This is a genomic window from Desulfolutivibrio sulfodismutans DSM 3696 (assembly GCF_013376455.1).
GTDB classification, from domain to species: domain Bacteria; phylum Desulfobacterota; class Desulfovibrionia; order Desulfovibrionales; family Desulfovibrionaceae; genus Desulfolutivibrio; species Desulfolutivibrio sulfodismutans.
On record NZ_CP045504.1, the window covers coordinates 2,682,967 to 2,702,253 of the forward strand.

The window sequence follows — 19,287 nt, forward strand, 5'->3', positions numbered from 1 at the left end:
TTTCGGGCCTACAGGGCGGCCATATAGATGGCGGCCACGTCCTGGTCCGTGGGGCAGCGGGGGTTGGTCAGACCGCAGGCGTCCTTCTGGGCGTTGGCGGTCATGACGGGGATGTCCCCGGCCCGGACCTCTTTGCCGTAGCGTCGACCCAGTTCGATCAACCCGGACGGGATGCCGACGTCGGCGGAAAGCCGCCTGATCTCCTCAATGGCCGCATCGGCGGCGTCGCGCCTGGACATGCCCGCAACCTCCGCCCCCATGATCCCGGCCAGCTTGGCGAACCGCTCGACCTTGGCGATCAGGTTGAACTTCTCCACATGGGGCAGGAGGATGGCGTTGCATTCTCCGTGGGGCAGATCGTAGAAGCCGCCGAGCTGGTGGGCCATGGCATGCACATGGCCCAGGGAGGCGTTGTTGAAGGCCATGCCGGCCAGATACTGGGCGTAGCACATGGCGTCGCGGGCCTCCAGATCCTGGCCGTTGGCCACGGCGGCGCGCAGATGCCTGAAGATGATCTCGATGGCCTTTTCCGCGCAGGCGTCGGTTATGGGAGTGGCGATGGTGGACACATAGGCCTCCACGGCATGGGTCAGGGCGTCCATGCCGGTGGCGGCGGTGAGTGCGGGCGGCATGCCGACCATCAGCAGCGGATCGTCCACGGCGATGTTCGGGGTCACGCGCCAGTCCACGATGGCCATTTTCACTTTGCGAGACAGGTCGGTGATGATGCAAAAACGGGTCATCTCCGACGCCGTCCCGGCGGTGGTGTTGACGGCCATATAGGGGGGCAGGGGTTTTTGCGACTTGTCGAGACCCTCATAGTCGTGGATCCTGCCGCCGTTGGCGACGACCAGGCCGATCCCCTTACCACAGTCGTGAGCCGATCCCCCGCCCAGGGTGATCAGGCTGTCGCAGGCGTTTTGCCCATAGATCCCGACGCCTTTGTGCACGTTTTCATCGGTGGGGTTGGGGATGGTTTCGTCGTAGACGGCGTAGGCCAATCCGGCGGCATCCATCAGGTCGGTGATGCGCTTCAGGATGCCCGCGCCCACGATGCCCCTGTCGGTGACAATGAGCGGTTTCGCGCCCCCGATGGAGCGGATTTTGCCGGGGATTTCATTGGCCGCGCCAAAGCCGAAAAGCGTCACCGTGGGGATGAAAAAACCGTAGACCTGTTCGCGGATGTTCATAACACGCTCCCTGGTACGGAGGATTGCGCGGGGTTCAATCCCCCTGGTGCTGGTTGTGCCCGATGGGCGTCCCACTGGCCTGATCCTGGCCCGAACATATGGCCATCCCGATCCGCCCGCAACGTCCCTCGTTGCACGAAAATCGCGACAGTGCCGCCCGTCGGCCACGGCCGCCCGGGACACGGGATGGGGAAACCCAAAAACCGCACGGCGCGGGCCTGCCGGGCGGTATGTTTGCGAGTGCGCCCCCGGCGGCCTGTCCACGCCGGTCTTCTTCGTTCCGGTGATGCGCGGCGTTCAGGCCTTCCGGAGAAAGAAGGGGCGACCGCCTCCCAGGGAGATGCAAAAGATCAGACAATTGGATATGCAGGGGGCCGTCCATGCGTTCGCCGCCGACGCGAAAAACCGGGGTGCGCGGCGTGGCGCGGACAAGGAGGAACGTCCCGAATGAAATCCCAGGGTTCGCCCCATCCGTCAGGGCCGGTCGATCTCCACGGCGGCGTCGCCCCAGGGGGCACGGTGGGCACGGTGGACACGGAGAGCACGGTGGGCACGGAAGAAACCGCCGTCCTGGCCCGCCATGTGGCCGAGGCCGTCAGGCAGATCGCCGTGCATTACGGCCTGTGGCTGGCCGAGGCGGCGCATCAGTTCGGCCCGCAGGCCGCCGTCTCCATGGAGGCCCGGGCCGGAGACGCCCTACTGCCGCTTCTGGCCAGGCGCATCGAAAAGGCCCTGGATCTTCCGGACGATGTGCCGACGCTTCTGGCGGGCCTGGGCAGGGAAAAGCTCGAGCGGCTGTTGTCCGCCCTGTCGGTTTCCTGGCTGGCGGCGGACGGGGTCTGGTTCCGGGCCGTCGAAGACGAGCGCGGCATGCACGACGCCAAGCGGGTCAACGACACCTGCTGGTCGCGCCTGGGGTATTACGAGGCGGTTCGCGCCAAGGCCCGCCTGGGATTGCCCGAGGCGGGAGGATTGCCTGCCCTCAGGCAGGCCCTGGGGGCCCGGCTCATCGCCTGCGTCAACCCATGGGATATCGTGGAGGAGACCCCGGCGTCTTTCGTCCTGCGCATCGTCCAGTGCCGGGTGCAGTCCTCCCGGGCGCGCCAGGGGCTGCCGCCCTATCCCTGCATGTCCGGCGGCTCCACGGAATATGCGGCCTTTGCCGCCGGGATCGACCCGGCCATCAGGACCGAGTGCGTCAGTTGCCCACCCGAGCAGTCACGCCCGGAATGCGCCTGCGCCTGGCGCTTTTCGATTCCAGGCGGGAGGAGCGCCCCGGAAAACACACCGGGGGCTTTTTAAAAACGAGGCGTTCTGGCTGTTTTTCCAATCCAGCCGCCCCGGCTTCACGGGCGCGACACGCAGCAGGGGGCCTGGGGGCACGGCCCCGGCGCGGCACGCCCTGCGCCCGTCCTGCGGCCGGATCAGTCGAAGATGACCTTGACCATGGAGAAGTCGTCCGCCAGAACGTCGCGGCAGCCCATGGCCCGCACATGGGCCAGAAGGGACGCGATCTCCCCCGCGGGCGCAAGCCCGGCCATGTAGTCCCTGAACTCGGAAAACTGCCAGTATTCCCCGCCCGGCGGGGCCACCTCGTAGACCCCGTCCGAAAAGAGAAACAGCCGCGATCCCGGTTCGACGACCCGGGAGTCGCTCTTGTAGGCGATGTCCGGCATGCCCCCGATCATCAGGTTCCGTTTGATCAGGTCCACGGCCTGGCCGTCCGGGGTCAACAGCAGGGCCGGGGGGTGGCCGGCGTTGCCGAAGCGCAAGAGCCGGGATTTCGTGTGGTACACCCCGTACCAGATGGTGAAATAGAGGTTGTTGTGCCGCTCCATGGGAAAGGCGTCGTTTAGGGCCGTCAGGACCTGGGAGGGGTCGCGGTAGTCGACGCCGGGGAGCATCTGGTTTTGCAGGACGTTTAAGGCCTGCACGGACAAAAGCGCCGGTCCCACGCCGTGGTTGCAGACGTCCAGGAGATAGAGGGCGAAATGGTCCTCGTCCAGGGCATGGTAGCCGAAGGCGTCCCCGCCCAGTTGGGCCGAGGGCACGAAGCTCCATTCGGTGCGGATGTCCCCTGTGGCCAGGGGCGGCGGCAAAAGCGAGATGACGTACTCTGCCGCCCGGGCCAGTTCGTCGGCCAGGGCCTTCTGGCTCTCCTCAAGGGCGCGATAGGCCTCGTTTCTTTGCAGCAGGTTGGTGTAGCCGCTTGAGTGGTGGCGGATGCGGGCGATGAGTTCGACCTTGTCCGGCAGCTTGACCAGATAGTCGTTGGCCCCCAGGGCGAAGGCCTCGGCCTTGGTGGCGGGCTCCTCCTTGGTGGACAGCACGATCAGGGGGATGTCCTTGAGTTTCGGGCGGTTTCGAAAGAATTTCACCAGGGTCAACCCGTCGATATCGGGCATGACCAGATCCTGGAGGATGACCGTGGGCAGAAGGCGCTCGGCCGTCTGGATGGCCTTGGCCGGATCCTGGCAAAAGTGGAACACGATGCCCGGCTCGTCGGCCAGCATGCGGCGCACGGCCTCGGCCACCATGGCCTGGTCGTCGATGAGCAGGACCGTGACGGCATGGTCGGCCAGGGCCGTTGCAGCAGGGGCGGTGGTGCGGTCATCAGGCATGGGGCGTGCTCCCAGGGGTGAGGGTGTCGCAAATGGCCCGGGCGATGTCCGCCAGGGGCAGGATACGCGTGGCCGCGCCAAGCTCCGCAGCCGCCTTGGGCATGCCGTAGACCACGCTTGTGGCCTCGTCCTGGGCGATGGTGGGCCATCCGGCCTGGCGTAGGGCCAAAAGCCCCTTGGCCCCGTCCCGGCCCATCCCGGTCAAAAGCGCGGCCACTCCGGGTTTGGGCCAATACCGGGCCACGCTGCCGAAAAAGGCGTCCACGGACGGGCGGTAGGGATAGTCCACGGGCTCGGCCTGGTAGCCAAGGGTCAGGTCGGGCCGCAGAACCAGATGATCGTTGGTCCCGGCCACATGGACCACGCCCGGAGAAAGTCCCTGGCCCTGCACGGCCACCTGGACGTGCAGGGAACATTGGCTGCGAAGCCACTCGGCCAGGCCGCCTGCGAAACGCATGTCCACATGCTGGACCACCACCAGGGCGGCGTCGAGATCCCGGGGCAACCCGGCCAGGATGGCGGCCACGGCCTTGGGGCCGCCGGTGGAGGCCCCGATGACCGCCAGGGCGGGGTGTCGGCCCGAAGGGCTGACGGCCTGGACCGGGGAGGCGGGTCCAGGGGCGCCGCCCGGCTTGCTGATCAGCTTGGCGATGGTGAAAATTTTTTTGAGCAGTTCCTCGCCGCCGACAATCGCCCCGTCCAGGCCGAAAACCGGCGTGGCTACGGCATCCAGGGCCCCGTGCCCCATGGCCTCGAAGACCTTGCCCGCGTTGCCCGACACCGTGGCCGTGACCACCACGATGGCGCACGGGCTCTCGCGCATGATGCGCCTGGTGGCCTCCACCCCGTCCATGACCGGCATGATCAGATCCATGAGGATCACATCCGGCACGTCCCGGGCGCACATGTCCACGGCCTCGGCCCCGTCGCCTGCGGTCCAGGCCACCTCGACCCCGGGCGCGGCGTCCAGGACGCGGCGCAGGGCCGCAACCGCCAGGGGCAGGTCGTTGACGATGGCCGCCCGGATCATGCCTCGGGCTCCCCGATCAGGTCGGCCACGGCGGAAAGCAGGCTTTCATCCTGAAAGCTGCCCTTGCTCAGGTAATAATCCGCCCCGGCATGCAACCCCTGCATGCGGTCCTCCTCGCGATCCTTGTAGGAAACGATCATGACCGGAAGCCCGGCCAGCCGGGCGTCGGCCCGTATCTGCCGCACAAGCTCGATGCCGGTCATGCGCGGCATGTCCACGTCCGTGACCGCCAGGTCGAAATCGTGGCCGCGCAAGGCGTTTAAGCCATCCATGCCGTCAACGGCCGTCTCCACCTCGTACCCCCGGTTGGACAGAAGCCGCCGCTGGGTCTCGCGCACGGTCAGGGAATCGTCCACCACCAGGATGCGTTTGGTCCGCCCGCTCTGGCGCGTGGAGGCCTCCCCCACCCGGTCAAGCCGCCCCCGGCTCAGCAGATTGTCCACGGCCCGGACCATGTCGTCCACGTCCAGGATCAGCACCGGCGAACCGTCCTCCATGACCGAGGCCGCGCTCACGCAGGGAACCTTGCCCAGACGCGGGTCCAGGGGCTTGACCACCAGATCGCGCTCGCCGAGAAAATCCTCCACCACCATGCCGTAGCGGTTCAGGCGGTCGCTGATGACGACAACCGCTATTCCCGGCCGGTTCCCGGCGTTTCCGGCCGGTGCGGCCGCCTCCTGGCCACCCCGCGCCCCCAGGATCCGCCAGGCCGGGACCAGCCCGATGGTGTCGCCCTCAAACACGCAGAACTGCCGCCCCTCAAGCTCGCTTATCTCCTCCTTGTCCAGGGAGACAATGCGGTCGATGCGGGTCAGGGGCATGGCGTAGGCCTCCCCGGACACATCCACCAACAGGGTGCGCACCACGGACAGGGTCAGGGGCAGGCGTAAGAAAAACGTCATGCCCTGGCCCGGACGGGACTCGGCCCGGACCTGGCCGCCCACATCCCGGACCATGGAGTGGACCACATCCAGTCCCACGCCCCGGCCGGAAATCTCCGTGACCTTCCCGGCCGTGGAAAACCCAGGCAGGAACAAAAAATCCATGAGTTCCGCGTCGCTTAAGGCTGCGGCCATCTCCGGCGAGGCCAGCCCCCGCTCCAGCACCTTGTCCCGGATGCGTTCCGGGTCAAGGCCCCGGCCGTCGTCGGCCACCGTGATGGCCAGCATGCCGGCATAGTGCCGGGCCGAGAGGGTCAGGACGCCTGTTTCCGGCTTGCCGAGCCGGGCCCGCTCCTCGGGGGCCTCCAGACCGTGGTCCAGGGCGTTTCGCAAAAGGTGGGTCAGCGGGGCCTCCAGGCGCTCCAGAATCTCGCGGTCCACCTTGGTGGCCTGCCCGGCGACCGTGAAGGACACCCGCTTGCCCAGCTCCCTGGCCAGGTCGCGAACCATGCGGGGAAAGCCGTGCAGCCCGTCGGAGAACCGCCGCATGCGGCTGTCGACGACCTCGTTGTAGAGCCTGTCGGACAGGTTCTCCAGACGCCGGGAGAACAGGTCGAACCGCTCCATGCCCTGGATCAGAACCTCCCGCGAACCGGCAAGAAGCCGCCCGGCCTGGGCCAGGCGTTCGCCGCAGCCGACGGTCTCCCCCGGGCCGGAGGGCATGGGCCGATTCTGCGCGCCTTCCCCGGCCGTAACCGCCTCGCGCAGCGCGGCCAGCACACCGGACAGGGCGTCCTGCCCGGCCTTGAGACGCTGGAAAATCCCGTTCATGGAAGCCAGGGAGCGGGCCTCCACCAGACATTCCCCGGCCAGTCCCATGAAGCGGTTGAGATTGGCGGCCGAGATCCGGACCAGGCTGTCCCCGGTCGGGGTTCCGGCCTCCGCCGGTCCTGGCCGGGCGGCAGGCGCGGCGGGGACGCTCCGGCCCGTCGTTGCGGGGGGGGCCTGTTCCGGAGGCGGGGACGGCCCGGCTGGGGCCGACTGTCCGTCGGAGGCGGTGGGCGCGGCGACGCCTGCGGCAGGCGGCGGGCCGGATTCGGTGAGGCCTTGGTGCAAAAGCCCCTGCAATTCGGCGATGCGCCCGGCCATAGCCGCAAGATCGGCCGGAATCTCCCCGGTCGGGCGTCCCGCAAGCCGGGAAAACACGTCGTTTCCGGCCAAAAGCAGGTCGATATGCCCCGTCTCCAGATGCGTGCGGCCCTGGCGGCAGGCCTCCAGGAGATCCTCCATGGCATGGGCCAGCTCCACAGCCAGCGGCAGGCCCACAATGCGGGCCGCGCCCTTGACGGAATGGGCGGCGCGCATCAGCGGCTCCACCAGTTCCGGCCGCTGGTCCGCCTCCAGGGCGACCAGACCGGCGTCAAGGACGGCGGCGTTGGTTTCCAGCTCCATGCGAAACAGGTCGAGCATGCTTAGGTCGGCATGGCACTCGGCCGCAGCCGGTTCAGGCGGGGGGCCAGACGTAGAGCCCGACGTGGAGCCAGACGTGCGGGACGGGCCCTGCGCCGGGGCCGGTTCCGGGGCAGAGGCCGAGGCCGGTTCCGAGGCGGACCCCGGGGTGGTCGCGGACGGAAGGGACGCCCCGCCCTCCGCACCGGGAATGGAATCGGACGGTTCGCGCGCCGCCCTGGAGAGGACCATCGCCAGATCGGCCAGCCCCTCGGCCTCGGCCGCAGCGGCCTGAGGGATGTCCTTTGCCTCGCGCCGGGACAGGCGCACCAGCGCGGCCGTGGCGGCCACAAGGGCCTCGTCGGCGTTACGTCCGGGAAGACGCCCGTCACGCCGGGCCGCCTCCAAGACGTCCTCCATGGCCCGGGCCAGGGCGCTGGTCCCGGCCAGTCCCGCAATATGGGCCGCCGCCTTGATGGACCCGGCCGACCGGACCAGGGAGGGCGCGGCCTCGGAAGCCGACTCCCGGCCGTCCAAAAGGGCCGTCAACCCGGTCTGAAGCGAGGCCACGGCAGGGACAAGCTCGGAGTGGAAAAACTCCAGCATGGACAGGTCGGCCGGTTCGTCGGAAGGGCTCATCCGGTGATGCTCCTGGTCAGGGCCGGAAACAGGGCGTCCTCGTCCAAAACGCCCACCACGGTCCCGCGTAGGGCGAACACGCCGCAGGAAAAATGCCGGGGGGTCCGGCTGACCGTGACCGGGGCCTGAAACCGTTCCCCAGGGGCGAGACGATGCGTTCCGGAAATCTCATCCACCGGAAGGACGAAACGTCCATCCTGCCCGGCGACCACGGCCATGCGCCCCGCGATCCGGGCGCTTCCCGCCGGGATTGCCTCTGCGGCGGGTTCGGACAGGCCCAGTATCTCGGCCAGGGACATGCAAGGCAAAAGCACCCCGCTTACGTTGACCAACCCCAGAAAGGCCCGGCTGCGCAGACCCGGCACGGTGTGGATCGGCCGCGGCGGGATGATCTCCTCGAACCGGGCCGTGCGCAGGGCCAGCCACTCCTGGCCGATGCGAAAGACCAGCACGGAGGTGGCGTCTTGCTCCAGGGGCGGCTTGGCCTCGGCCAGGATACGTGTCCACTCCCCGGCATATCCCTCCGGCGGCTCCCGGTCGTAGAGCCCAAGCCCCTTGACCTGGAACTGCGGGCAGTCCCGGCAGCCGCCCTCGGGAAGCCGCTCGCAGGTGCTTTGGCCATAGGAGCCGATGCGCACCCAGCAGCCGTATTCCGTCTCAGCCGCGTTCATGGCCGCCCCTTTCGGTTTCGGACAGCCGCCGCAGGCGTTTCCGGTACAGGTCGGCCCGGGGCTCGTCGCCGAGGGCCTCGTGGATGAGCGCCAGTTGCGTCAGGGAGGCGGCGTGGGCCGGGTCCAGGTACAAGGCCTTCTGGAACAGGGACTTGGCCGCCTCCACCTGCTGCTTGGCCGCCTCGACTAACCCGAGCAGATAATAGGCCTCGGCGCAGCGGCCATCGGTCTCCAGGCGGCGGCGGCACAGGGCGGCGGCCTGGGCCAGTTCGCCCTGGTCGGCCAGCCGTCTGGCCGCGTCCAGGGAATCGTCCCGGCCGGAACCTGCGGTTGTCCGGGCCGGGGGCGTGGGCCGTGCCCCGTCCGCCTGGGGCCGGGGCCCGCCGTCGGCGGCTCTGGCCGGATTCCGGGCCGGAATCCGGGCCAGGCCAGCCGCCCCGCAGGTGGCCGGGGCAGGCGGCCGGGATGCGGCCGCCGACGCAGGCGCGGCCGGCTGTGCGGGCTGGACGGCGGCCGAACCGGGCGTCTCCGGAATGTCCCGGCGGCAGGCGAAGGCCCGGGGATGGGGCACGGGCCGGTACCCTGCGGACAGAAAGCACGGGACTTCCGAATGCCCGACGAACAGGAGGCCGTCCGGGGCCAGAAGGCGGCCGATGTTCGCCAGAAGGCGGCCCCGCGCCTCCGGGTTCAGATAGATCAGCAGGTTGCGGGAGAAGATGATGTCAAAGGGCTTGTCCTTGGACAAAAAGCCCGCGCCAACGATATTGTCCCGCAAAAATGTCACCGTGGCCGCAATCTCCGGCCTGACGGCCATGACCGCCGACCGGCCGTCGCCGTCCCGGCGGACGAAATGGCGCGCGGCGTCGCCCAGGTCGTCCCGGAAGGAATTGCGGCCGTATTCCCCGCGCGCCGCGACAGCCAGCGCCTCGGCGTTGATGTCCACGGCCGCCAGATGGAAGCCGCCCGGCGGCAACCCGGACTCCAGGCAGGTGATGGCGAGGGAATAGGCCTCTTCCCCGGTGGCGCAGGGGGCGCACAGGATGCGCGGGCTTATGCCCCGCCGGGCAAACGTCCGCAGGCGTTCCCCCAGGCATCGGAAGGGTTCCCCATCCCGGAAAAACCAGGTCTCCGGAACCACCGTCTCCCGGACCAGATCGTCCAGGGCCTCGGGCGAAGACGCCAGCAGGCGGGCATAGCCTTGCGGGTCCGAAAGGCCGGTCCTGGACATGGCCGTTTCGACGGCCCGGCGAAGTCCTCGCTCCCCCAGAGACGCGGGGTCGAGTCCGATGGCCTTGGCCAGGATGTCCGCGAAGGGCTCAAGGCGCATCTGCAGCCTCCGGGGCTTCCCTGGCCTCCGGGGCCTCCCGGGCGGCGCAAAACAGGGTCTCGCGCAGGGACATGGGCAGGATTCTGGCCGGGTCCACCACCTGGACGAGCCCCTGCCGGTCCAGGATGAGGCCGGTCAGGTACGGGGCGGACTCCACCTCGATGCCCGGCGGTTGCACGTCCCCGGGCGCGGCCATGGCCGTGTCCGTGACCTGCTCGGCCACCAGCCCCAGGGCGTGGGCCTGGCCGTCAGCCCCGGCATGGTCGGTCACGATGATGCGCGTGGATAAAAGCCGCCGGGACGGCCGCCCGGCCAGAAGGACGGTCAGGTCGATCACCGGTGCGACCTCCCCCCGGTAATTCATGATCCCGCGCACGTACCCGGGCGCGCCGGGAAACTCCCGGAAGACCACCACGGGCGTGATTTCCCTGACGCACCCGACAGGCAGGGCGTAGCGGTTGCCGTCCGCCGTGAAGACCACGAAAAGCATGTCCCTACCCGACCCTGAAGCGGCGCACTTCGTCCTGAAGGCCGCGAACCGCCTCGTTGAGCTGGCCTGCCGCCCGGTTGAATTCCTGGAGGGAATCGCGGGTCTGGACCGCCGCCTCGGTCAATTGGGCCATGGCCTCGCTGATGCGCCCGGCGTCCTCGGACTGGCCGAGCATGCCGGCTTTGACCGTGGCGAAACTGGGTTCGAGTTCCCCCACCCGGTCGATGATCAGCCCCAGGCTTTTGCCCACCTCGGCTACCTCGGCCACGCCGCGCCGGACCTCCTCGGAAAACTTGTCCATCTCCATGACCTCGACGGACACGGCGGACTGCATCTGGCCGACCATGCCCTCAATGTCCAGGGCGGCCGCCGCGGTCTGGTCCGCCAGCCGCCGGATCTCCCGGGCCACCACGGAGAAGCCCCGGCCGTACTCCCCGGCCTTTTCGGCCTCGATGGCGGCGTTTAAGGACAGGAGGTTGGTCTGGTCGGCCACCTTGTTGATGGCCGTGACCACCGCGCCGATGGTGTTGGCCTTGTCGCTTATGACCGCCAGCTTGGAGGAGACAAAGGCCGTGGAATCCACCAGCTTGCGCATGGACTCCTCCATAAGCGCCAGGCCCCGCCTGCTGTCCCCGGCCATGCCTGCCGCGTCGGCCACGGCCCGGCTGACCTCGCCCATGGAGGCCAGGATGCCGTGCGACGTGGCCGCGATCTGGCGGCTGGTCTCGGCCACCTGGGTGGTGGAGGCCACCTGTTCGGCGGCGGCGGCCTCGATCTGGCGGGCCGAGGCCGCGATCTCCGTGGAGGAGGTGGTCACCTGGATTCCGGACTGCTGCACCAGCCCGATGAGCGAGTTCAGGCTGGCGGCCATTTTCCGGAAGGCCTGGGTCAGCCGGTGGGTGACGTCGGCCTCCTTGGCGTCCTCCCGGCCGCACTGCGACCCGGTGCACGCCAGATCGGCCGCTGCGGCCCTGATGTCGCCGTCGGCGATCTTCGCGGCCACGCCGGTCAGGTGCGCCAGGGGCCTGAACAGATGGCGCAGGGCCAGGGCCACCACACCAAGGACCATGACCAGGGCCAGCCCGGCCGAAGACACGATGGCCGCGTCCATGGTGCGGACATCCTCGGCCATGGAGTCTATGGGCACCTCCACGATCTCGGCGGACTCGATCCTGCCGGTGACGCGCCCGTAGGACCGATCCTCCGCCGGGGGATACTTCTCCCGCAGGCCGCGCGGGGCCGCCTCGGGCACGCTGTGGCAGCGTTCGCATTCAGGTTTGTTCACCTCCCCGGCGGCGACAATGAAATTTTTGACCCCGTCGATCTCCCGCACGCCCTTCCAGATGGGGTCCAGCCCTTTTGCGTTCATGTCTTCAAGGGTGGCGATGATCTCGGCGTCAAGCGGGGTCGCCGCATTGGCCGGATTTCTGGGCTTGATGGAGGCGGTCTTGAAATTGAAGCCGTGGCGGCGTTTTTCGTCGATCTTGCGAAAGACGCCCTTGGCCGTGAACGAGGTGGACTGGAGTTCGGCGATGAAATCGTCCTCGCGGATGAACTTGTTCGCCTCCGGACGGATGACAGAACCCATATGCGCCCGGACAGCCTTCATGGAGTACAACATCATCTCGGCCTTTTCCTCGAACTGCCCCATGATGGTTTCGCGAAAAAACCAGGTGGAGACCAGGACGCAGGCCGCCGTGGCGACGACAAACAGCACTGAAATGCCCAGGATGATTTTTTTCTGAATGCTCATTTTGCTATCCGAAGGCGATCAGGCCTCGAGCCTGAATTTCGAGACCTCGCCCTGCAGGCCCTGCACGGCCTCGTTAAGACGTTTGGCCGCATGGTTGAATTCCATGATCGAATCCTTGGTCTGGCCCGCAGCCACCGTAAGCTGCCCCATGGCCTCGCTGATCTGGCCCGCGCCCAGGCTTTGGGTGCGCATGCCCTCCTCCACCGTCGCGAAGCGCGGCGAAAGGGCCTGGACCCCGGCGATGATCTCCCCGAAGCGGGCGCTGATGGCCGCCACCTCCATCACGCCGCGCCGGACCTCCTCGGAGAACTTGTCCATCTCCATGACCTCGGCGGACACGGCGGACTGCATCTGGCCGACCATGCCCTCGATGTCCAGGGCGGCCGCCGCGGTCTGGTCGGCCAGACGGCGGATCTCCCGGGCCACTACGGAGAAGCCCCGGCCGTACTCCCCGGCCTTCTCGGCCTCGATGGCGGCGTTTAAGGAAAGGAGGTTGGTCTGGTCGGCCACCTTGTTGATGGCCGTGACCACCGCGCCGATGGTGTTGGCCTTGTCGCTTATGACCGCCAGCTTGGAGGAGACGAAGGCCGTGGAGTCCATCAGATGACGCATGGCCCCTTCCATGCCCGCCAGCCCCTCGCGGCCCTGCCCGGCCATGGCCCCGGCCTCGGCCACGGATCGCCCGACATCCTGAAGCGTGCCCACCAGTTCCACGGACGTGGAGGATATCTGGGAGCTGACGGCGTTGACCTCGCTGGTGGAGGCGGCCTGTTCGGTCACCGTGGCCTCCACCTCCTTGGCCGAGGCCGCGATCTGTGTGGCCGAGGCCGTCACCTGGATGCCGGATTCCCTGACCTGGCGCACCAGGGAGGTCAGGTTCCTGGTCATGCGCCGGATGGAAAAGATGAGGCGGCCGGTCTCGGAAGCGGGGAGTTCGGCCCCCGGGTCGTCGATCTCCTCCACCGTCTTGCCCAGGCAGTCCTGCGTGAATTCCTTGAAATCAGCGTCGGCGCCGTGCAGGTCGCCTGCGGCGATCTTCTGGGAAATGGCGGTGATGGTCTCGATGGGCCGGGTCAAACGCGTGCCCGTGTACACGGCCAGGGGGATGATCACCGCCAGGACCAGGACGCCGCCGCCGATAAGCGAGGTCCGAAAGGCCCCCAGGGAGGACAGGATCTTCTCCCGGACCCCGAAATAATCATCCTCGTACATGCTGGCCCCGATGACCCAGTCCCAGGGCGCGTAGTAGACCAGGGCGGCCACCTTGCGCCGTGGCGCGGAATCGCCGGGGTTCTGCCAGAGGTAATGGGCGAAGACCACCTCGCCGGGGGGCGCGGCCATGACCCGCTCCACCATGCCGTGCACGAAATACCGGCCCTCCGCGTCCCGGGCGTCCCAGACGCTCTGGCCATCCTGCGCCCCATCCTTGGAGATCAGGTAACGCCCCCGGTCCCGGCCCTTGCCGCCCAGAACCCAGACGTAGCCCGTCTTGCCCACCTTGGTTTCCATGACGGCCCGGCGCAGGCTCTTCATCTCCTCCACGGCCAGCCCCACCCCCATCATGCCGATGATGTCGCCCCGGAAATCGCGGATGGGCGCGTATTCGACCATGTAGTCCATCCCCTGGACGTACACCTTGCCGCGGAAGGTCTCCCCCTTGAGAACGGTTGCGATCAGGGAGGACATCCCCTCGGAGGCGTTTTTGGCCGGGATGTACACCCCCACGCCGGAACGGAGGCCGTCGGGACGGATGATCGAGCTGGCCACCCGCAGCATGTCGCCGTCCGCGTTCATGCGCTGGTAGATCGTGCATTCCTCGCCCGTGAGCCTTTTGACGTCGTCCACCACCAGCGAGTGCTCGTCCTTGCTGGTGTTCTGTCCGACCCAGGCCCCGCCGGCCAGGAGTTCGGGAAGTTCCAGGCGAACCTTGGACTGGGAAGACTCCTCGGGGGCCACCTCCCAGACCGACTTTTCCACGCCCAGGCTGAACCCTCCCAGGGTGGCGACGTATTCCGCAGCCACCACGGCGCTTTCCCGGACCTCGTCCTCCAGGAAATAGTTGGTGGAACGGGCCAGGCCGTACACGTCCCGGGCGATCTGGGAGAGGTTGTCCCTGATCATGTTCTCCAGTTCCTCGGTCATGGTCTTCGCCACCGTGGTATCCGTGACCACGGCGGTTCCCACGGCCATGACCACGGGCAAAACGGCCGCGACAGCGACCATGGCGATGAGTTTGGCCTTCATGGTCAGGGCGGCGAACAGGGCGTGCAGTCTCATGGTGGTATCCGCACCCCCCCGGGGGGGGATTGCCTCGAAGGTTTGATTTTATTCAGTATGGCGCGACGTTGAAAGGAAAGCAACCGTGGCGGGCGTATTCGCGGCCGATTTTCCCGGACGGAAGCGGGAAAGAGTCCGATCCGCACACGTTCCAGGGGCGGCCCTCCCCAGCCCTGCCTCGTAAACGCCAGCCCTTCATGTACGCATTTTCACATTGTCCTTTTTCTATATAATGATAAAATTTCCCAAAGCCTCCCCGTGCGGCCGAGATCCCGGCCTCGTGCCCGTTTCCTGCCGCCTGGGATCTACCGCACTGTTCTGTGTTTTTTTTTCACATAAAACTCCGGCGGGGAGCGGACCCGCGCCCCTTGGCGGCCGCTCTGCTTGACCAGCTCCGAGGTCATAGCTATGTTTTTTTTAACATACGCATGACGGCCAAGATGACCCGCTCGTCCGCATCGACGCCACCCGCCCGGCGCCGGGGCCCCGAGCCCAGGCGCATCAAGGCGCTTGCCTATTATGTGCTGTCCATGGTCCTTGCGGTTTCACCTCTTACCTGGAGGTCTCATCACATGAGCACCGAACTGTTCCGTCAGATGCAGGAATACTTCATGCATCACCTGCGGCTTATGCATTATCCGGTCGCCATCAGGTACATCTTCGAGCAGGAGGCACTCGACCGCTTCAAGCGCGACGTTCCCCACTATGTGCCGGGAAAGGCCCTGACGTTCTGTCAGGCGGAGATCGGCGCCCGCATGGAGGGGTTGACGGTGCTCATGGAAAAGGACCGCCTGGGGTGCGCCAACGCCAAGTTCGTCTTCGGCTGGAAGGGCCTGGACGAGGCCGAGATCAAAAGCCACATGAAATACGTGCGCGACATGGATCAGGCCGAGGCCTTCGTCAGATCCAAACCCCGCTTGCCGGAAGGCAAGCTTGTCGCCGTCGTGGTCTCGCCCTTGGCCGACGCCTTCGCCCCGCCGCATGTCGTGCATTTTTACTGCGACAACATGCAGGCCTACCACCTGGCCGTGGACTGGATGTCGGCGATGAACGTGCATCCCCTCAAGCCCTCCATGACCATGAACTCGGCGGCCTGCGGCGGCAACGTCCAGGCCTACAACACCGCCTCCATGAACATCTTCCTGGCCTGCAGCGGCAGCTACAACGCCGGAAAGACCGAACGCGGCGAAATCAACGTGGCCATCCCCGGCGAGCAGCTTGTCCTGGTCATGGAGCGGTTGAAGAAACGGGTCGACGATCAAGGCGGCGCATCCATCACCCGTCCGGGACAGCCGTTCCCCGGCGCGGACATCTGCAAGAACTGTCCGTTGATCACCTTCAAGAAGGCTGGCGCGGAGGAGGCCCAGGCCTAACGGCCAGCACTGTTCCGTCTCGGTCGGCCCCTGCGCGAGGGGCCGCTCCGCAGGCAATGGCTGCGGCGTGAAGGAAAACGGGGCGGTCGCGGGGAGCGTGGCAAACGCATATGGTGTGCCCGTCGCGGGGTCGTCGAAAGCGTTGCCGCGCTCTGGCGCGAAAGGGAAGGCATGCTGGGAGAAACGCATTTTTGTCCGGGATTGAGCAAGCCAGAACATGCCCAATGCATGGGTTGGGCGTGCAGCCAAATTCCCCCTCGAACCTCGAAGCGAAGTCTTCCTTTTTTGCGATACCGGAGCTTGGGGGAGAGCGCCCCCCCCAGGCCTGCCCTGGCCCGGGCTCGTAAAATGCTCTTCCCACGTTGCAGCGTCCCCCTACAGAATTGTGCCTGACGTACGTTTCCGTACAAATTTCCGGCGGCCCGGCCGCACCGGTATGCAGCTTTCCCCCCGCGTAGCCGCGGCGCACCGTGGCCGGGAGGCGCAACGCCGCCTCTGGCATGCGAATTGCCTTATCAATCCGGATACCCGGGCTGGCGGCAGCATTTTGTTGGCCCCAGGAGATGACGTGACATGATTCATGAGTCAGACGAGCCCTGCCTGAAAGACTGTCCCGACGGCATCTACATGCGAAGCGACCCCAAAGTCCGCGAATGCCTGGCCGGGGTGTGCCGGGGCAGGATCGTCCCCCTGTTGTCGGCCATGGGACAGGCCATCTCCGAGCAAAACGACCTCTCGTTGGCCCTGGAGACCCTGCTTGGTTATATGAAATCCGACATGGCCGTGGAGCGGGCCATGATCAACCTGCACGACCGGGAGGCGGGGCGGATATTCATCCACAAAAGCATGGGGCTGACCGAGGACGAACAGGCCCGGGGCGTCTACTTTCCGGGCGAGGGCATCACCGGCCAAGTGGTGGAGTCGGCCAGACCCATGGTCGTGCCGCGCATAAGCGACGAGCCGTCGTTTCTCAATCGCACCGGCAGCCTGACCCGCGCCGCCGACCTGGACCGGTCCTTCGTCTGCGTGCCGATTCTGCGCGGCAAAAAGGTCCTGGGCAGCATCAGCGCCGTCCGGGCCTACGAAAATCCCAAGCTCCTGGAAAAGCACGTGGACGCCCTGGTGGTGGTGTCCTACATGCTGGCCCAGGCCGTGGAGCTGTATCTGGTGGAGAGCGCGGATCAGGAGCGGGCCCGCCGCCGACACATGGCCGTGCCTGGCGGGGTGCGTCCGCCCTACGCCCCCCCGGGGGTCATCGGCTCGTCCAAGCCCATGCTGGAGGTCTATTCCCTGCTGCGCAAGGTGGCCCGGACCCGGACCACAGTGCTGCTATTGGGAGAAAGCGGCGTGGGCAAGGAACGTCTGGCCGACGCCATCCACTTCGGCGGCCAGTGCGCCTCGGGGCCGCTTATCAGGTTCAACTGCGCCGCCCTGCCCGAGAGCATCCTCGAGAGCGAGTTGTTCGGCCATGAAAAAGGCTCGTTCACCGGGGCCACCCAGTCGCGCAAGGGCCGCTTCGAGGAGGCCGACGGCGGCACGATCTTCCTGGACGAGGTGGGGGAGTTGTCCCTAGCCGTGCAGGCCAAGCTTCTGCGCGTGCTTCAGGAGCGCTCCTTCGAGCGGGTGGGCGGCAACAGGACCATCACCGTCGACATCCGCATCGTGGCCGCCACCAACAAGGACCTGGCCGCCATGGTCGCGGCCGGGACCTTCCGCCAGGATCTCTACTTCCGGCTCAACGTCTTCCCGATCATGGTCCCGCCGCTTCGTGACCGGGGCAGCGACATCATCACCCTGGCCGAGCACTTCACCGCCCGCTACGCCGGGGAAAACGGCAAGCCCATCAGCCGCATCACCACCCCGGCCCTGAACATGCTCATGACCTACCACTGGCCGGGCAACGTGCGCGAGCTTGAAAACGTCATCCACCGGGCCGTGATCCTGACCGAGGACGACGCCATCCACGGCTACAACCTGCCCATGTCCCTGCAATCCCCGGTCTTTTCCGGAACAGACATCCAAAGCGGCCTGGAGGCCAAGCTGGCGGCCATCGAATACGAGATGCTGGTCGAGGCCTTGCGCCTGCACCGGGGCAACACCACCGAGGCCGCCCGGGAACTGGGGCTCACCCGGCGCACCATGGGCCTGCGCATGAAAAAATACCGCCTGGACTACCGCGACTTCCGCCGGGCCGAACCCCCGGCCGCATCCCGTCGGCTTTCATAACACCCCGCCGCCCCGTTTCGTACGCTTCCGTTCCATCACCCGGGGTGCGCTCCCTGCAGCATCTTCCAGGGCCGCCCCCTTTTGTCCATCCGGGCCGCAAGGCGGCTACCCCGGCCGCCCAAGCCCGTTCCCCTCCTGGCGCCGTCGCACCCGGCCGCCTCATCCCGCTGCGCCTTGGCCCTGCCCGGGCCCGTACTGCGCGGATGGTTCCGGCCGGAACGGTTCGCGGCCAAAACGCACTTTCCGGAACCATCATAATTCATGCCTTGCTTCCTCCACATCGTGAGAATGAACGCAAAGGTACTTTCTCCATAAAAAGAGTACGCCGAGGTCATATCGCACGCCACATGCGCATCACTCATTTGTCATTGCAAGTGATTGTGCTGTATTTTTCCTTCAGCACATCCTTATATAAGCCGAAAAGATGTCCAACGTTGCATCATGACGCTTCAATCCTTGGCATGCTTCTGGCTCTGCACCCCTCCAGACGCGGTCCATTCCGGATCCGCCATCTTCATCAAGGAGCCAGACCATGCGCAAGATCGCCATCTATGGCAAGGGCGGCATCGGCAAGTCCACCACCACCCAGAACACGGCCGCCGCCCTGGCCCATTTTCACGACAAGAAGATTTTCATTCACGGCTGCGACCCCAAGGCCGACTCCACCCGTCTGATCCTGGGCGGCAAGCCCCAGGAAACGCTCATGGACGTCCTGCGCGAGCAAGGGGCGGAAAAGGTCACCAACGAGAAGGTGATCAAGACCGGATTCAAGGGAATCCGGTGCGTGGAGTCGGGCGGGCCGGAACCGGGCGTGGGCTGCGCCGGACGCGGCGTAATCACGGCTATCGATCTCATGGAGGCCAACGGGGCCTACACCGACGATCTGGACTTCGTATTCTTCGACGTCCTGGGCGACGTGGTGTGCGGCGGCTTCGCCATGCCGATTCGCGACGGCAAGGCCCAGGAGGTCTACATCGTGGCCTCGGGCGAGATGATGGCCATTTATGCCGCCAACAACATCTGCAAGGGCCTGGTCAAGTTCGCCAAACAAAGCGGCGTGCGCCTGGGCGGCGTCATCTGCAACAGCCGCAAGGTGGACCAGGAGCGGGAGTTTCTCGAGGAGTTCACGGCGGCCATCGGCACCCATATGATCCACTTTGTGCCCCGCGACAACATCGTGCAGAAGGCCGAATTCAACAAGAAGACCGTCACCGAATATGACTCCACGGAAAATCAGGCCCAGGAATACAGCGAACTTGGCCGCAAGATCATTGAAAACAAACACTTTGTGATCCCCAAGCCCATGACCATGGACGAATTGGAAGCCATGGTCGTCAAGTACGGCATCGCCGACTAACCA

The 19,287-nt window shown here is 66.6% G+C and carries 13 protein-coding genes; 4 read left to right on the forward strand and 9 right to left on the reverse strand.

Features of this window, described 5'->3' with window-relative positions; genetic code table 11:
* Nucleotides 1-8: 8 nt before the first annotated feature.
* Entirely contained in the window at nt 9-1,190 is a 1,182-nt protein-coding gene (locus GD606_RS12305; protein ID WP_163300285.1) for an iron-containing alcohol dehydrogenase, read from the reverse strand.
* A 447-nt stretch (nt 1,191-1,637) separates the two neighbouring features.
* Between GD606_RS12305 and GD606_RS12310 the strand changes: the two genes are divergently transcribed.
* On the forward strand, nt 1,638-2,492 hold the full coding sequence (locus GD606_RS12310; protein WP_246298770.1) for a DUF6125 family protein: 855 nt from the start codon (nt 1,638-1,640) through the stop codon (nt 2,490-2,492).
* A 122-nt stretch (nt 2,493-2,614) separates the two neighbouring features.
* Here GD606_RS12310 and GD606_RS20785 read toward each other — a convergent pair whose 3' ends face one another.
* Genes GD606_RS20785 through GD606_RS12350 form a run of 8 tightly spaced genes read right to left on the reverse strand, consistent with a single transcriptional unit; the run spans nt 2,615 to nt 14,328 of the window.
* Nucleotides 2,615-3,811: a SpoIIE family protein phosphatase gene (locus GD606_RS20785; RefSeq protein WP_163300286.1), complete on the reverse strand. Its 1,197-nt coding sequence runs from the start codon at nt 3,809-3,811 to the stop codon at nt 2,615-2,617.
* Nucleotides 3,804-4,841 (reverse strand): chemotaxis response regulator protein-glutamate methylesterase, encoded by a 1,038-nt coding sequence (locus GD606_RS12320; RefSeq protein WP_211922053.1) that lies wholly within the window; start codon nt 4,839-4,841, stop codon nt 3,804-3,806. The genes GD606_RS20785 and GD606_RS12320 overlap by 8 nt, the downstream gene beginning before the upstream one ends.
* Complete coding sequence (locus tag GD606_RS12325; protein WP_163300287.1) at nt 4,838-7,810, reverse strand: response regulator; 2,973 nt, start codon at nt 7,808-7,810, stop codon at nt 4,838-4,840. Before GD606_RS12325 ends, GD606_RS12320 begins: the two co-directional genes overlap by 4 nt.
* Entirely contained in the window at nt 7,807-8,481 is a 675-nt protein-coding gene (locus tag GD606_RS12330) for a chemotaxis protein CheW (protein ID WP_163300288.1), read from the reverse strand. The genes GD606_RS12325 and GD606_RS12330 overlap by 4 nt, the downstream gene beginning before the upstream one ends.
* On the reverse strand, nt 8,468-9,808 hold the full coding sequence (locus GD606_RS12335; RefSeq protein ID WP_163300289.1) for a CheR family methyltransferase: 1,341 nt from the start codon (nt 9,806-9,808) through the stop codon (nt 8,468-8,470). The genes GD606_RS12330 and GD606_RS12335 overlap by 14 nt, the downstream gene beginning before the upstream one ends.
* Complete coding sequence (locus tag GD606_RS12340) at nt 9,798-10,298, reverse strand: chemotaxis protein CheW (RefSeq protein WP_163300290.1); 501 nt, start codon at nt 10,296-10,298, stop codon at nt 9,798-9,800. Before GD606_RS12340 ends, GD606_RS12335 begins: the two co-directional genes overlap by 11 nt.
* Before the next feature lie 4 nt (nt 10,299-10,302).
* The gene (locus GD606_RS12345; protein WP_163300291.1) at nt 10,303-12,051 is read right to left on the reverse strand and encodes a methyl-accepting chemotaxis protein; all 1,749 of its coding nucleotides are present in this window, start codon (nt 12,049-12,051) and stop codon (nt 10,303-10,305) included.
* An 18-nt stretch (nt 12,052-12,069) separates the two neighbouring features.
* Nucleotides 12,070-14,328: a methyl-accepting chemotaxis protein gene (locus GD606_RS12350; protein ID WP_163300292.1), complete on the reverse strand. Its 2,259-nt coding sequence runs from the start codon at nt 14,326-14,328 to the stop codon at nt 12,070-12,072.
* A gap of 572 nt (nt 14,329-14,900) precedes the next feature.
* Here GD606_RS12350 and GD606_RS12355 point away from each other — a divergent pair.
* The 3 genes from GD606_RS12355 (at nt 14,901) to nifH (ending at nt 19,284) form a co-directional block, all read left to right on the forward strand.
* On the forward strand, nt 14,901-15,701 hold the full coding sequence (locus GD606_RS12355) for a DUF169 domain-containing protein (protein ID WP_163300293.1): 801 nt from the start codon (nt 14,901-14,903) through the stop codon (nt 15,699-15,701).
* Nucleotides 15,702-16,274: 573 nt separating this feature from the next.
* Nucleotides 16,275-17,927 carry a sigma-54-dependent Fis family transcriptional regulator gene (locus GD606_RS12360; protein ID WP_211922054.1) on the forward strand — a complete coding sequence of 551 codons (1,653 nt, stop codon included), beginning with the start codon at nt 16,275-16,277 and terminating at the stop codon, nt 17,925-17,927.
* Nucleotides 17,928-18,459: 532 nt separating this feature from the next.
* The gene (nifH, locus tag GD606_RS12365; protein WP_163300294.1) at nt 18,460-19,284 is read left to right on the forward strand and encodes a nitrogenase iron protein; all 825 of its coding nucleotides are present in this window, start codon (nt 18,460-18,462) and stop codon (nt 19,282-19,284) included.
* The last annotated feature ends 3 nt before the right edge of the window (nt 19,285-19,287 follow it).